The sequence below is a fragment of the Pseudarthrobacter humi genome, from assembly GCF_024294965.1.
Taxonomy (GTDB): domain Bacteria; phylum Actinomycetota; class Actinomycetes; order Actinomycetales; family Micrococcaceae; genus Arthrobacter; species Arthrobacter humi.
On record NZ_JANCLV010000011.1, the window covers coordinates 109,091 to 123,447 of the forward strand.

General features: G+C 65.5%; 12 protein-coding genes and 1 tRNA gene. 7 read left to right on the plus strand and 6 right to left on the minus strand.

Annotation, left to right across the window (positions count from 1 at the left end):
* The first annotated feature begins 244 nt into the window (after positions 1 to 244).
* Positions 245 to 922, plus strand: coding sequence for a Crp/Fnr family transcriptional regulator (locus NFC73_RS15440; protein WP_011693220.1), 678 nt, complete (start codon positions 245 to 247; stop codon positions 920 to 922).
* 439 nt (positions 923 to 1,361) lie between these two features.
* Here NFC73_RS15440 and NFC73_RS15445 read toward each other — a convergent pair whose 3' ends face one another.
* The 3 genes from NFC73_RS15445 to sp36 are packed head-to-tail and all read right to left on the minus strand — an operon-like array spanning position 1,362 to position 2,982.
* The gene (locus NFC73_RS15445) at positions 1,362 to 2,273 is read right to left on the minus strand and encodes an NUDIX hydrolase (protein ID WP_254751570.1); all 912 of its coding nucleotides are present in this window, start codon (positions 2,271 to 2,273) and stop codon (positions 1,362 to 1,364) included.
* 17 nt (positions 2,274 to 2,290) lie between these two features.
* Complete coding sequence (locus tag NFC73_RS15450; RefSeq protein WP_254751571.1) at positions 2,291 to 2,824, minus strand: RidA family protein; 534 nt, start codon at positions 2,822 to 2,824, stop codon at positions 2,291 to 2,293.
* A 2-nt stretch (positions 2,825 to 2,826) separates the two neighbouring features.
* On the minus strand, positions 2,827 to 2,982 hold the full coding sequence (gene sp36, locus NFC73_RS15455; RefSeq protein ID WP_099093395.1) for a Sp36 family protein: 156 nt from the start codon (positions 2,980 to 2,982) through the stop codon (positions 2,827 to 2,829).
* Positions 2,983 to 3,019: 37 nt separating this feature from the next.
* On the opposite strand from sp36, the gene NFC73_RS15460 reads away from it, so the two are divergent.
* From NFC73_RS15460 to NFC73_RS15480, 5 genes are all read left to right on the plus strand, one after another.
* Entirely contained in the window at positions 3,020 to 5,287 is a 2,268-nt protein-coding gene (locus NFC73_RS15460) for a transglycosylase domain-containing protein (protein WP_254751572.1), read from the plus strand.
* 4 nt (positions 5,288 to 5,291) lie between these two features.
* Entirely contained in the window at positions 5,292 to 6,239 is a 948-nt protein-coding gene (locus tag NFC73_RS15465; RefSeq protein WP_254751573.1) for a metallophosphoesterase, read from the plus strand.
* A gap of 82 nt (positions 6,240 to 6,321) precedes the next feature.
* A complete protein-coding gene (locus tag NFC73_RS15470) occupies positions 6,322 to 8,130 on the plus strand; it encodes an ABC transporter ATP-binding protein (RefSeq protein ID WP_254751575.1) in 1,809 nt (602 codons plus the stop codon).
* A complete protein-coding gene (locus tag NFC73_RS15475) occupies positions 8,127 to 10,025 on the plus strand; it encodes an ABC transporter ATP-binding protein (protein WP_254751576.1) in 1,899 nt (632 codons plus the stop codon). Before NFC73_RS15470 ends, NFC73_RS15475 begins: the two co-directional genes overlap by 4 nt.
* 81 nt (positions 10,026 to 10,106) lie before the next feature.
* A tRNA-Pro gene (locus NFC73_RS15480) sits at positions 10,107 to 10,183 on the plus strand.
* A 149-nt stretch (positions 10,184 to 10,332) separates the two neighbouring features.
* Here NFC73_RS15480 and NFC73_RS15485 read toward each other — a convergent pair.
* On the minus strand, positions 10,333 to 10,545 hold the full coding sequence (locus NFC73_RS15485) for a hypothetical protein (protein ID WP_254751578.1): 213 nt from the start codon (positions 10,543 to 10,545) through the stop codon (positions 10,333 to 10,335).
* A 132-nt stretch (positions 10,546 to 10,677) separates the two neighbouring features.
* Between NFC73_RS15485 and NFC73_RS15490 the strand changes: the two genes are divergently transcribed.
* Entirely contained in the window at positions 10,678 to 11,952 is a 1,275-nt protein-coding gene (locus NFC73_RS15490; RefSeq protein WP_254751580.1) for a helix-turn-helix domain-containing protein, read from the plus strand.
* A gap of 54 nt (positions 11,953 to 12,006) precedes the next feature.
* On the opposite strand, the gene NFC73_RS15495 is transcribed toward NFC73_RS15490, so the two are convergent.
* Both NFC73_RS15495 and purD read right to left on the minus strand, forming a co-directional pair.
* Positions 12,007 to 12,960: a phosphoribosylaminoimidazolesuccinocarboxamide synthase gene (locus NFC73_RS15495; protein WP_254751582.1), complete on the minus strand. Its 954-nt coding sequence runs from the start codon at positions 12,958 to 12,960 to the stop codon at positions 12,007 to 12,009.
* A gap of 1 nt (position 12,961) precedes the next feature.
* Positions 12,962 to 14,278, minus strand: coding sequence for a phosphoribosylamine--glycine ligase (purD, locus tag NFC73_RS15500; protein ID WP_254751604.1), 1,317 nt, complete (start codon positions 14,276 to 14,278; stop codon positions 12,962 to 12,964).
* Between the last annotated feature and the right edge of the window lie 79 nt (positions 14,279 to 14,357).

The window sequence follows — 14,357 nt, forward strand, 5'->3', positions numbered from 1 at the left end:
TGAGACCCAATTCTAATGGCGCAGGCTGACATTATTCTGTGGGCGCCAGTCTCCAGCCTATGGGGCCAGGTTCGCCTCACGTTCAGTCGTCAAACTCACACCCCGGGCGCGGCCGGCACCGGATCGGGCCCGTATTACACAGTGGTTGCGGCGTTTCCGCTGCCAAGTACGTCACAGAACCTTGAAAATTCTGAAACAATGGCAAAAGCGCCACAGCCGACACACTTTTTATTCAGGAGATTTCATGGACATCGAGGTACTGCGCCGAGCACCCCTATTTGCCACGCTCGACGACGAAGCATTCCGCCTGCTGACGGACGAGCTGACCGAGGTGGACCTCTCCCGCGGTGCATCGGTATTCCGCGAGGGCGACCAGGGCGACCAGCTCTACTTCATCGTCTCCGGCAAGGTGAAACTGGGCCGCACGTCCCCCGATGGCAGGGAGTCCCTGCTTGCCATCCTGGGCCCGGGTGAACTGTTCGGCGAAATGGCACTCTTTGACCCCAGCCCCCGCACGGCAACGGCCACGGCTGTCTCCGAAACCCGCCTTGCTGGCCTGAAGAACGAAAGCCTCAACGCCCTGCTGCGGACACGCCCCGAGGTTTCGGCGCAGCTGCTGCAGGCCCTGGCCCGTCGCCTGCGCCGCACCAACGATTCGCTCTCGGACCTGGTGTTCTCCGACGTCCCCGGCCGCGTGGCCAAGGCCCTGCTCGACCTGGCCGACCGGTTCGGCCGCCCGGCAACCGACGGCGTCCTGGTAGCCCACGAGCTCACGCAGGAAGAGCTGGCCCAGCTGGTAGGCGCCTCCCGCGAGACGGTCAACAAGGCCCTGGCAGAGTTCGTCCAGCGCGGCTGGCTCCGCCTCGAAGCCCGTGCGGTAGTAATCCTGGACATGCAGCGCCTCCGCCAGCGCTCCCGCTAAAACGTTCACCACAAGGCCGCCCTACGGGGCGGCCTTTTCGTGCTTGCTTACCTACGGCGGAAGACCGCCGTTCGCCGTCGCTTAGACACGGCCGAAGGGCACCACTCCGGTCGCGGGGCGACCTCCGCGCTGCGATCGACCGCGATGCGCTCCTCTGCGAAGGACCGCAATCCGCCTCGATTAAACCCCCAGTACTTCCCGACCTGCTTTCGCAGCACAGGAAGTGAGAGAGGGTTGCCGAAAAACCGGCCATAAGTGAGAGAGCGTTCGAGCTGGGCGGCGGTCTTTCGCGTAGGAGCGCATCGCGGTTGCACCCAACCGCACCGGGAAGTCACCGAGCGGATCGGAAATGGGGATCCGGCAGCGTGCGTCAGAGCGACCAAGGAGCAGCACGCAGAGGATCTCCGTTTTCGGTCCGCGGACCCAACGGATCCACGGACTAGCGTTCGCGCTGGGGGTCTCCGGCTACGGTTTTGGCGGCCTCGACTTCGAGCATCAGCGTGCCCTCTTCTTCGACCAGCCGTGCCTGGTACACGTGGGGTTTGCGCTTGTAGCTGAGGTAGGCGATGCAGCCGTTCGCTGCGGCCATCTTCTCCAGCATGATCTCCGACCCCGGCACCAGGAGCTGGCCGAGGGTAAGGCCAACGGTGTTCTCCTGGCCCACTTCATCACCCAGGGCCGTAGTGCTGCGCCCGGCGATGACCTTGGTGGCGCACACCCAGCGGCCCCAGACGCCCTTGCTCTCCAGCAGGCTGGGCTGCTGGTTCATGGGGACGGTGGCGGCGAAATAGCGGGTGTCGAAGCGGCGGTGCGCGAAGTCGGGGCTGCGCCAGTTGACGAGCGGCTTCAGCAGGTCGGTCCGCAGCGAGAGTCCCCGCTTGGCGAGGAGCTCCGTGAAGGTCTTCTCCTGGTCGGCAACGGCCACGCGGGCCCGCATCCAGTCCTGCGTGGACGTGTTTTCCACGGTGGTGGACATGTCCGGCCCGGCCAGGAGCACACCGGCTTCCTCAAAGAGTTCGCGGATTGCGCCCACCACGTGGCGCCGCGCCAGCCCGACGTCGTCCGTCCCCATCTGCTCGGCCCAATGCTGGGGTGAGGGGCCCAGCCAACCGACGGCGTCGTCGTCGGACGCCTCCAGGGAACCTCCGGGGAACGCGAGGACGCCCAGCGGCGAGGAGCCGGGCCGGTACCCCAGCCACGTCTCCAGGCCGGTGGGCGAATCCCGCAGAAGCACCACCGACGATGCGTAGCGGGCGGCACGCGGGGTCCGCTCGCCGTGTTCGAGCCAGCTTTGGGCAGCCCCTTCAAGATCCGGAGGAAGGGCAAACAAGCGTCGGGCGAGCTGAGGCAATTGAGTGAACCGGGTCCTTAGCTGAATTCAGCGATCAGTTCGACCTCTACGGGAGAGTCGAGCGGAAGAACCGACACGCCGACGGCGGAGCGGGCGTGTTGGCCTGCATCACCAAAGACCTGGCCGAGGAGCTCGGACGCGCCGTTGATGACGCCCGGCTGTCCCGTGAAGGCAGGGTCGGAGGACACGAAGCCCACCACCTTGACGATGCGGGTGATGCGGTCCAGATCGCCGATGACGCTCTTGATGGCCGCCAGCGCGTTGATGGCGCAGACAGCGGCGTAGGCCCTGGCGTCCTCCGGGGACACGGTGGGCTCGTCGGAGGCGCCCTCCGTGCCTGTCGAGACCTTGCCGGTTGCTTCGAGTTTGCCGTTAATAAACGGCAGCTGGCCGGAGGTGTAAACATGGCTGCCGGTGATAACGGCCGGCACGTAGGCGGCGACGGGGGCGGCCACCTCCGGAAGGATCAGTCCGAGCTCGGCGAGGCGCCGCTCAACGGCTGAAATCGGCGCGGTTTCCGCGCCGGACGTGGTCTCTGCGGGGGTGCTCATCGCTACTGCTTCTCCCTCTTGAGGTAGGCAACCAGGCCGTTGCCGTCCGGTCCGGTGATTACCTGGACGAGCTCCCAGCCGTCCTCTCCCCACTGGTCCAGAATCTGCTTGGTGGCGTGAATAATGAGCGGAATCGTCGCGTACTCCCATTTGGTCATGAGCTAAAGACTAGTCCTTGCCGGTAAAGTGGAAAACATGGTGACTCGTAAGAACCCCATTTTCGACACGGCCACTACCCTCGGAAAGATATTTGGTTTCCTCGGTGTGAGCGCGATTTGTGGTGTCCTGGTGGCGGGCCTTCTGGTTCCGGCTGCGGCCGTTTCCGGCAGCGCGGCAAGCGGTTCCATCGAGTTCTTCGATACCCTCCCGGCAGAGCTGCAGGTGGACCCGCCCAGCCAGTCCACCCGGATCCTCGCCGCGGACGGCAGCCTGATCGCGAACCTCTACGAGGAAAACCGGACCAAGGTTGCCCTCGACCAGATTTCGCCGTTCATGAAGGAAGCGATCATCGCTGTCGAGGACAGCCGGTTCTACGATCATGGCGGTGTGGACACCACCGGCATCCTCCGCGCCATGGTCAGTACGGCCCGCGGCAACAAACAGGGTGCCTCCACCATCACCCAGCAATACGTGAACAACGTACTCAACGCCAACCTCGCCGCCGAGGGAAACACTGATGACATCAAGCTCAACGGTGTTAACAAAGGCGTGGGTGACAAGCTTCGCGAAATGAAGCTCGCGATCGCCCTGGAGAAGAAATTCTCCAAGGAGCAGATCCTCGAGGGCTACCTCAACATCGTATTCTTCAACCGCGACGCTTACGGCATCGAGGCCGCGTCCAAATTCTTCTTCAGCACCACGGCCAAGGATCTGACCCTCCCGCAGGCAGCACTCATGGCTGGCCTGGTGAACAGCCCGGCGGCATTCGACCCGATCACCAACCCGGAGAACGCCAAGGAGCGTCGCGACCTGGTGCTGGGCCTGATGCTGAACCAGGGAAAGATCACGCAGGTTGATCACGACGCCGCCGTGGCCACTCCGGTGGAGCCGAAGATCACTCAGTCGCGCCAGGGCTGCGCCTACGCCAGCACGGCACCATACTTCTGCGACTACGTGCTGCACCTGCTGCTGAACAACCCGGCCTATGGCGCCACTCCCAAAGAGCGTGAGCAGATGGTGTTCCGCGGCGGCCTGACCATCACCACCACACTGGACGTCAACGCCCAGAACGTGGCACAGGCCGAGTCGGATGCGGCCGCCGGCGTCAACCCTGACAACTGGGGCGCGTCCATCGTTTCCGTGCAGCCCACCACCGGCAAGATCCTGAACATGGCGCAGAACACGTCGTTCCTGCCCACCGAAGGCAAGTTCAACCAGACCCAGAACTTCAACGTGGACAAGCTGGACAAGGACGGCAACGACCTCAACGGCCTGGGCGGATTCCAACCCGGTTCCACCATGAAGCCCTTCACGTTCGCCCAGTGGGTGAACGAGGGCAAGTCGATGAACACCAACCTCAACGCCGCCACGCGCAAATACCCGCAGAACTTCCCCTGGAAGAACACCTGTGCGGAACCCACCGTCGGTTGGTATGACGCCAGGATTCCCGGCAGCTTCGACCTGCAGAACTCCGACGACGGCTACTACCGGAACATGACGGTCCTGTACGGCCTGCAGAACTCGATCAATACGGCCACCTTCGCGTCGGCAGCGCAGGTTGACCTCTGCGGCATTCAGAAGATCGTGGACGCCGTCGGTATCCACGGTGGCCTGCCGGTGGGTGACGATCCCAACCCGCCTGTCAAGATGACCACTTTGGCCAACCTGATCGGCTCCACGCAAACCGCCCCGCTGACCATGGCCTCCGCGTTTGCCACGTTCGCCAACGACGGCAAGTACTGCGAGCCCATCGCCATCACCTCTGTCACGGACCAGACCGGCGCACAGCTCCCGGCCCAGTCCTCCAACTGCAAGGATGCCGTCAAACCGGAGGTCGCCCGGGGCGTTGCGTATGCCTTGCAGAAGGTTCTGGATGAGGGGTCCGGATCCCTCATCAAGCCCCGGATCTCCACCAAAACCAACTTCCCGGTGGCTGCCAAGACAGGTACCAACGACACCAACGGCTCCACCTGGGTGGTCGGTTTCACCACCGGGGTGGCCACTGCAGCATGGTTCGGCGACCCGCTGGGTGACCAGCTCCGGCCCGGCCGGAACCTGACCATCAACGGACAGGTCTACAAGGCGATCGACGGTTACATGATCGCCGGTCCCATGTTCTCCAAGTACATGGCCCAGGTCGCTCCGGCATATGGCACGAACCCGTTCACGGCCCCGCCCACCAACATGGTGAGCGGAACGCCTGCCCGGACCACGCCGTCAACGCCGGCCACCGCGCCTGCCACGGCTCCGGCCCCGCAGCCGTCCACGGACCCTGCACCGGGCAACAGCGACAAGAAGAACTAGCTCCATGGCAGTCAGCCCTGCATTGGCCAGCCGCGTCCGGAACATCGGGCGCGGCTTTGCCGTCACCGCCGGCGCGGGTACCGCAGCGGGTCTCGCCGCCTTCGGATACGGGCTGTGGGAGAAGAACCAGTTTGTCCTGCGCGAGGAGGCACTGCCCATCCTGCCCGCAGGGCACGCGCCCTTCCGCGTCCTGCACCTGAGCGACATCCACTTCGTCCCGGGCCAGCACACGAAGGCCCGCTGGCTTGAGTCGCTGGCGTCGCTGGAGCCGGACCTGGTGGTCAACACCGGGGACAACCTCAGCCATGTCAAGGCCGTGGAGCCTCTGCTCAAAGCTCTGCGCCCGCTCCTGGAATTCCCCGGCGTTTTCGTCCCGGGGTCCAACGACTACTTCGGTCCGAGCTTCAAAAACCCCGCGTCCTACCTGCTGGGACCGTCCAAGACCAAGCCCAAACCCATCGAACTGGACTGGCCGCGGCTGCGGTCCGGCTTCGGCATGGGCGGCTGGGTGGACCTCACCAACCGGCACCAATCGGTGGTACTGAAGGGCATCCGTTTCGACTTTTCCGGCGTGGACGATCCGCACTTGGGCCGCGAGCGCTATGCGGGCTGGCCCCGCGGCACCCGTGACCAGGACAAGAACGCGCACCTCCGCGTTGCGGTCATCCATGCCCCGTACCAGCGGGTCCTGGACCACTTCACGCAGGACGGCGCGGACCTGCTGCTGGCGGGCCACACCCATGGCGGCCAGCTCTGCATCCCCGGCTACGGCGCCCTGGTGTCCAACTGCGACCTCCCCACGTGGCGGGCCAAGGGACTCAACAACTGGGAAAGCAACGGACGTACGACGCCGGTCAACGTCTCGGGCGGTATCGGCACCTCCCGGTTCGCTCCCATCCGCATCGCCTGCAAACCCGAGGCCGTCCTGCTGACGCTCACCTCCCCCGAATAACGAAGGTGTGAAGCTGCTCACGCCATGGCATAGGGTAGTTGCTAAGGGAAACTACATTCGATTTAGAGCTTGAGAAGCGGGCATGGCCAAGCAGACCTCATTTTTCAGATCCATCAGCCGTCTCTACCCTCACGTGAGGCCGATCATCCCCCGGCTGGTGATGGGACTCCTCTGCGCACTCCTGGCCAGCGTCGTGGCGCTGACCATCCCGCAGGTGCTGCGGATCCTCGTCAATGAGTCCCTCAAACCCGGTGGCGCATCAGACGCCGTCTGGACTGCCGCCGTCGTCATCCTGGTCCTGGGCATCGCCGAGGCGGGACTCGTGGCGCTCCGCCGGCAGTTTGTGATCAACCCGGCCACCACCGTGGAGACCCGGATGCGGGTCTCGCTCTACGGGCACCTGCAGGACCTGACGGTGTCCTTCCACGACCGCTGGGGGTCCGGCCAGCTGCTGTCGCGTGCCATGACGGACCTGAACTTCCTGCGCCGCTGGATGGCGTTCGGTGCCATCATGCTGGTGGTCACCACGCTCACGGTGGTCATCGGCATTGTGGTTATGTTCTCCATGAGCTGGCAGCTGGCCCTGATCTTCCTGGCCGCGGCGGTGCCCATCATGGCCTACGGGTTCCGGTTCCGGACGCGCTTCAGCAAGGTGGCGCGGCGGAGCCAGGACCAGGCCGGCGACCTCGCCACCACGGTGGAGGAATCCGTCCACGGCATCCGCGTCCTGAAGGCCTTCGGCCGCAGCCGCGAGGCCCTGGAGAACTTCAACGAGCAGGCCGAGGAACTCCGCCAGACCGAGATCGTGAAGGCGAAGCACCAGGCCACGTTCACCATGGTGGTCACCCTGCTGCCGGAACTCGCGCTCGGCGCCGGGCTGGTGGTGGGTGTGATGCTCTGCGCCAGCGGCCAGCTGAGCATCGGCGCCCTGGTGGCTTTCTTCGCCACCGCCGCCGTCATTGCGGCGCCGGTGGAGTTCTCCGGCATGCTGCTGGCCATGGCACTCACCGCCAAGTCCGCCGTCGACCGCCACTTCGAGGTCATGGATTCGGTCAACACCATCACCAGCCCCCCGGTGCCGCGCACCCCCTCGCTGCTGTTGGGCGCGCTCAGCTTCAAGAACGCCACATTCGCGTTCGAGGACGCACCGGACAAGCCCATTCTCAAGAACATCAGCCTGGACGTCCGGCCGGGCGAGACCATGGCTCTGGTGGGCATCACGGGAAGCGGCAAGAGTGCGCTGATCCAGCTGGTCCCACGCCTGTTCGACGTCACCGACGGCTCCATCACCATCGATGGGGTGGACCTGCGCGAGTTCGACGTCGACGGGCTCCGGCGCGTGGTGGGCGTCGCGTTCGAGGACACCACGCTGTTCTCCAGTTCCGTCCGCGACAACGTGCTCCTCGGGGCGCCGGACCGGACCGAGGCAGCCCTGGACGAAGCTTTGGATGTGGCGCAGGCGCACTTCGCGTACTCGCTGCCGGAGGGCGTGGACACGCTCATCGGCGAGGAGGGACTGAGCCTCTCCGGCGGGCAGCGGCAACGGATCGCCCTGGCCCGGGCCATCGCGGCGCGGCCCCGGGTCCTCGTGCTGGACGATCCGCTCTCGGCCCTGGACGTGCACACCGAGGAGCTCGTGGAAACCCGGCTCCGGGCGGTCCTGAAGGACACCACCACACTGATTGTCGCGCACCGCCCGTCCACCGTGGCGCTGGCCGACCGGGTGGCGCTGCTCGAGGAAGGCCGGATCGCCGCCGTCGGAACCCACACGGAACTTCTGGCGCACAACCCCCATTACCGCTACGTCATCGCCAGCCTGGACCAGGAACCACGGGACCTGGATTCGGAACTGTCGGAGCTTGAGGACGAGTCAGAGGACAGCATCCGATGAGTAACGCAACCTTCGGCACCGCCAACGAGGACAACACCCACCTCAGCAAGTCGGACAGTAAAACCGTACGACGGCGGTCGCTCGCCCTTTTGGCCACGCTGATCCGTCCGGTGCGGCTCAGGTTCTGGCTGACCATCGCCACCGTGGTCCTGTCCCAGGCCGCGCGCGTGGCCGGGCCTGCACTGATCGCGTTCGGCATCGACCACGCGCTCCCGTCGTTGCAGGCGGGCGACAACCTCCCGCTGGTGCTTACCGGCGTCGCGTACCTGCTCGCAGCGATCGCGACGGCGGGACTCACCGCCCTCTACGTCACCTCCACCGCGCGGCTCAGCCAGGCGATGCTGCTGGACCTGCGCGTCCGGGTCTTCCGGCACACGCAGCGCCTGAGCCTGGAGTTCCACGAAAAGTACACGTCGGGACGGATCATCGCCCGGCAGACCTCGGACCTGGAAGCGCTGCGGGAACTCCTCGACTCAGGTGTCAGCTCCCTGGTCTCGGGCCTGCTGTTTATGGTCTTCACGGCGGTGACGGTGTTTGCCTTGGACTGGCGCAGCGGGCTGATCGTGCTGGCCGCCGGCGTCCCGATGTACTTCCTGTCGCGCTGGTACCAGAAGCACTCCCAGATCGTTTTCCGCGAATCCCGGGTGGTGTCCGCCCGGCTGATTGTGCACTTTGTGGAGACCATGACCGGGATCCGCGCCGTGAAGGCCTTCCGCAAGGAAACTGAAAACGCCGAGACGTACGGCCAGCTGGCCGAGGACTACCGGCTGGTCACCGTGCGCTCCATCAACCTTAACGGCGTTTTCCAGCCCGGTCTGGTACTGATCGGCAACGTCTGCGTGGCCGTGGTGCTCCTGTTCGGCGGGTTCCGTGTGCTGGGCGGTGACCTTGCCGTGGGCGTGCTCCTGGCACTGATCCTGTCCACCAAACGCTTCTTCCAGCCGGTGGACCAGATGGCCATGTTCTACAACTCCTTCCAGAGCGCCCAGGCTGCCCTGGAGAAGGTGTCCGGCCTGCTGGAGGAGGTTCCCACGGTCCGTCCGCCCAAGACCCCTGTTGCGCTCCGCGATGCCAGGGGCGCCGTCGATTTCAAGGGTGTGGAGTTCCGCTACGGCGACGGCCCTGTGGTCATCCCCACCATGGACCTGCACATCCCCGCCGGCCAGACCGTTGCCCTGGTGGGGCAGACCGGCGCCGGGAAATCCACGCTTGCCAAGCTGATCGCCCGCTTCTACGACGTCTCCTCCGGCTCCCTGACGCTGGACGGGGTGGACCTGCGCAGCCTCACCACCACGGACCTGCGCCGGAACATCGTGATGGTCACGCAGGAGGCGTTCCTGTTCAGCGGCTCCGTGGCGGACAACATCGCGCTGGGCCGACCGGAGGCAACCCGTGCGGAGATCGAGGATGCTGCCCGGTCCGTGGGCGCCCACGAGTTCATTACCGAACTCCCCGAAGGCTATGACACGGATGTCAACAAGCGCGGCGGCCGGGTGTCCTCCGGGCAACGGCAGCTGATCAGCTTCGCCCGGGCCTTCCTGGCCCGGCCGGCGGTGCTGATCCTGGACGAGGCCACCTCCTCACTGGACATCCCCTCAGAGCGGCTCGTCCAGAGCGGCCTGGCGCGCCTTCTGCGGGGAACGTCCGACGCCGGCAGTACGGCAGGTACCCCGGGCTCGTCTGGTGCGGGGTCTGCGGCGGAGGGGTCAGCTGCTGCAGGCGGCGGCCGGACGGCGCTGATCATCGCGCACCGCCTCTCCACCGTTGAAACTGCCGACCGCGTCCTGGTGGTCCACGACGGCCGCGTGGTTGAGGACGGCACCCCCGCGGAACTGATCGGCGGCGGCGGACGCTTCGCAGACCTCCATGGGGCCTGGAAGGACTCCCTGGTCTAAGGATCTGGCCAGGCCTGCGCCGCCGATTTCGCATCCGGGCCCGGCGTCCGCTATTCTTGTAAAGTTGCTTTTGCAGCGGATCGGGATGTGGCGCAGCTTGGTAGCGCGCGTCGTTCGGGACGACGAGGTCGCAGGTTCAAATCCTGTCATCCCGACCAATTGAAAGAGGGTCTCCCCCAGGGGAGGCCCTCTTTTGTGTGTACCGGCTGTCAAGCGCCGAGGCTACGAACGGTCACGTGCCCGGACAAAGAAATGGCCCCGAGGCATGATGACCATGCCCCGGGGCCGCGCCTCCTGAGAGGATTCCTTACATCGGGTCGGGCCAGTTGCCAACGTTGGTGGTGTAGGTGCCGCCGGTCTTGTCCTTGACGGGCTTGGACATGGGATCAGGCCAGTTGCCAACGGCTACGGATACGCCGGTGGTGTCGGCGATGGAACCTGCCGATAGGACAGCCGGGGCCGCCGCAGAGAATGCCAGGGCAGCGGCGAGTACGCCAGCGGCCGCAATCTTCTTGAACATATAAGTTCCTCAATACGAGTCGGATTCGTTACAAAGCCAGCACTGTCCTTGTTGACATACATTGTAAAATGTTTTCCACAGGGACTGTCAAGCATTGAGTACAAAGACTGTCCAGAATTAGGAGGAAATCCCGTGGGCAACGGATTCGGGGAGAAGCTCCGTGCGGAGCGTCTCGAACGTGGGCTGACACAGGCTGAACTGGGCAAGGACCTGTACTCCCCCAGTTACATCTCCCTCCTCGAAACCGGCCGCCGTGAGCCGACGGCCGAAGTGATCGAGGAGCTCGCCCGCAGGCTGGAGCTGGCGCCCAAGGCGCTGGAAGCCTGGAGCCAGCCCATCACAGTCAGCGACGCCGAGTACGTCCTGGCCGGCCTCTACGCGCGCCAGGCCTGGGATCTCCGGGACTATCCGCTGGCCGCCACCCACGCAGCCAACGCGGCCCAGATAGCCCTGGAAGGCAAGAACACCAGCGCGTGGTGGAACATGACCTACATGCAGGCCGAATGCCTGATCAAGCAGGGCAACTGGCAGGAATGCCAAAAAATCATGCAGCACCTCCTGGAGCACCCCATGGCCACGGAATCCGCCGGCCTGGCCGTCCGTGCCCGCCAGATGCTCGCGGCGATCTGCCAGGGACAGGGACAGCTGAGCACTGCCGTGGAACACGCATTGGCGGCCGTCCAACTCTGCGGCCAGCTGCCCAACGGTTCCACCCTGATCATCGGCGCCTACCGCGCACTGATCGGCGCGCTGGCGGAGAGTGGCCGCCTGGATGAGGCCTGGAAGTACTGCCAGGCCATGAATGACCAGATGGACGAGCACTCCATGTCCCAGCTTGCCGGCGAGGTCGCCTGGGTGATCGGCAACGTCGCCTTTATGCGGCATGACTACCCCGAGGGCATCAAATACCACGAGCGCGCCGCCCGGATGCTGTCCCCTGCCAACGACATTGATCTGTGGGCCCGCTTCAACAAGGCCTCGGCCGCCGTGCGGCTGTCCTCCGGAATCGTAGAACCGGAAACACTTTCCAGCATCGAGCGCGCTGAACTGGCGCTGTCCATTGTGGGCGGCAACAAGAGCGACCAGCTGGAAGTTGCCTTCATCCGCGCGCGCTGGCTGTATCTCACCGGCGACATCGTGGCCGCCATCAACAAACTCCGCGAGATCCACACGGAATTAGGGGCTCTGGCCAAGCACACGGCAGGCGAAGTTTCACTCCTGCTGGGGAAGTCGCTGAAGGCCGCCGGCGAGTCCGACGAAGCCCTGGTCTACCTCGAAGAAGCGCAGAAGGCCTTCAGCGCCGCGGGAGCCTCGGACCGCGTCCAGCAGGCACTGGACGCGGTCCTTGAGATCAGGCTTGCCCAGCAACGGGCCGCAGCGGCAGCCAAAGACGTCAAAGCAGGCTAGGACCGGGCCGGCCGCAAAACGGGCCCGGCCCGAAGCGGCCCCGTCAAGAACGCCTTAGGCGAACGTCCTGCCGGTGATCTTCTCGTACGCCTCGACGTAGCGGCTGCGCGTCCTGGCCACGACGTCCGCCGGCAGGGCGGGCGGTGCCACGCCGGAGTTCTTGTCCCAGCCGGATTCGGCCGATGTGAGCCAGTCGCGCACATACTGCTTGTCATACGAAGGCTGCGCCTTGCCCGGCTCATAGGTGGCCGCATCCCAGAAACGGGAGGAATCCGGCGTCAGGACCTCATCGCCCAGGGTGATGGCCCCGGACACGGCGTCGTAGCCGAACTCCACCTTGGTATCGGCCAGGATGATGCCGCGTTCGCGGGCGATCTTCTCGGCGCCGGTGTAGATCTTCAGGGTCAGCTCGCTCAGGCGTGCGGCGATGTCGTCCCCCACCATGGCCACAACGTCGTTGTACGAGATGTTCTCGTCATGCTCGCCCACTTCGGCCTTGGCAGACGGCGTGAAGATGGCCTGTTCCAGCCGGGACCCGTCCACCAGGCCTGGTGGCAGCGGAATCTCGCAGACGGTCCCCCGGGCCTTGTACTCCAGCAGTCCGGTGCCGGTGAGGTAGCCGCGGGCGATGCACTCCACGGGGAACATATCCAGCTTCCGGCAGATCATCGCGCGGCCTTCCACAGCCGCGGGAACGCCGTCCTCCACGGTGGATGCCAGCACGTGGTGGACCACGTCAAGCTGGTCGAACCACCACAGGCTCAACTGCGTGAGGATGCGGCCCTTGTCCGGGATTTCGCTGGCCAGCACGTGGTCGAAGGCGCTGATGCGGTCGCTTGCCACCACCAGGACGCAGTCCTGGCCCACCTGCTGGCGGATGGCCTCGTCCGCCGGTTCGTAGAGGTCGCGGACCTTGCCGGAGTAAACGTGCGTCCAGCCCGGCAGGTCCAGGGTTTCGGTGCTGAAGCCGCGGGGCTGCTGTGCTTCCTGGGCGGAGTTCTCAGTCATGTTATGCCTTCGCCTTCGTGACGGGGAGCGCTCCGGTGGCGTTGGACGCAACCTTAATCTCGCCGCGGGCGGCCTTGCGGCCGATGTCCGTCCGGAACTGGGAGCCTTCCAGCTGAACCAGCTCCACGCCGTCGTACGCCCGTTCCCGGGCCTCCACCAGGTCGCTGCCGAGGGCAACGACGGCGAGCACCCGGCCGCCGGCGGAGATCACCTTTCCGTCCTCGTCGAGCGCGGTGCCTGCGTGGATCACGTGCACGCCGTCGAGCTCATCGACCTTCTTGAGTCCGCGGATGCGGTCACCGGTGCGCGGGGTGTCCGGGTAGTTTTCGGACGCGACGACGACGGCGACGGCGGTCTCCTTGGACCAGCGCAGCTCGTCTGCCTTGTCCAGTTCGCCCTTGGCGGCTGCCAGCAGCAGCGCACCGAGGGGGGTTTTGAGCCGGGCCAGGACGGCCTGCGTCTCGGGGTCGCCGAAGCGGACGTTGAATTCGATGACGCGGGTGCCGCGCGTGGTCAGCGCCAGGCCCACAAACAGCACACCCACGAACGGGGTGCCGCGGTTGGCCATTTCGTTGACCGTGGGCTGCGCGACGCGGTCGATGACTTCCTGGACCAGCCCGGCGGGGGCCCATTCCAGCGGGGTGTAGGCACCCATGCCGCCGGTGTTGGGGCCTTCGTCGTTGTCGAAGATGCGTTTGAAGTCCTGCGCCGGGGACAGTGCCACGGTGTTACGGCCGTCGCAGAGGACAAAAACGGAAACCTCGGGGCCGTCGAGGAATTCCTCGATCACTACGGTGCCGCCGGCGTCGAAGCACGTCTGCGCGTGGGCCAGGGCTTCGTCGCGGTTGTTGGTGACCACCACGCCCTTGCCGGCTGCGAGGCCGTCGTCCTTCACCACGTAGGGTGCGCCGAAGGTGTCCAGGGCGGCGGCGGCTTCCTCGGCGTTTGTGGCCACCATCGCCATGGCCGTGGGGACTCCCGCTTCGGCCATCACTTCCTTGGCGAACGCCTTGGAGGCTTCAAGCTGGGCGGCGGCCTTGCTGGGACCAAAGACCGGAATGCCGGCGTCGCGGACGGCGTCGGACACACCGGCCGCCAGCGGCGCCTCGGGGCCCACCACGACGAGGTCCACACCGAGCTTCGTGGCCAGCGCCGCGACGGCGTCGGGATCATTCCCGTCAATGTTGTGGGTGGGGACCAGCTTGCTGATGCCGGCGTTGCCGGGAGCCGCATGGACCTCGGAAACGTTGGGGTCGGCGAGCAGGGAGCGGACAATGGCGTGTTCGCGGCCTCCAGGGCCAATGACGAGTACCTTCACAGTCTCCAAGGGTACTTTGTGCACCCTGCCCTTTCCTAAGGGGGTGTTCCTAAGCTGCGCCCTCGCCCGGCCATCCCTG

What these genes read in the sequence shown, in the direction of transcription:
- NFC73_RS15475 (WP_254751576.1), top strand. Translation starts at nt 8,127, where the DNA reads ATGAGTAACGCAACCTTCGGCACCGCCAACGAGGACAACACCCACCTC.
- NFC73_RS15460 (WP_254751572.1), top strand. Translation starts at nt 3,020, where the DNA reads ATGGTGACTCGTAAGAACCCCATTTTCGACACGGCCACTACCCTCGGA.
- NFC73_RS15470 (WP_254751575.1), top strand. Translation starts at nt 6,322, where the DNA reads ATGGCCAAGCAGACCTCATTTTTCAGATCCATCAGCCGTCTCTACCCT.
- NFC73_RS15465 (WP_254751573.1), top strand. Translation starts at nt 5,292, where the DNA reads ATGGCAGTCAGCCCTGCATTGGCCAGCCGCGTCCGGAACATCGGGCGC.
- NFC73_RS15440 (WP_011693220.1), top strand. Translation starts at nt 245, where the DNA reads ATGGACATCGAGGTACTGCGCCGAGCACCCCTATTTGCCACGCTCGAC.
- sp36 (WP_099093395.1), bottom strand. Translation starts at nt 2,982, where the DNA reads ATGACCAAATGGGAGTACGCGACGATTCCGCTCATTATTCACGCCACC.
- NFC73_RS15485 (WP_254751578.1), bottom strand. Translation starts at nt 10,545, where the DNA reads ATGTTCAAGAAGATTGCGGCCGCTGGCGTACTCGCCGCTGCCCTGGCA.
- NFC73_RS15495 (WP_254751582.1), bottom strand. Translation starts at nt 12,960, where the DNA reads ATGACTGAGAACTCCGCCCAGGAAGCACAGCAGCCCCGCGGCTTCAGC.
- NFC73_RS15450 (WP_254751571.1), bottom strand. Translation starts at nt 2,824, where the DNA reads ATGAGCACCCCCGCAGAGACCACGTCCGGCGCGGAAACCGCGCCGATT.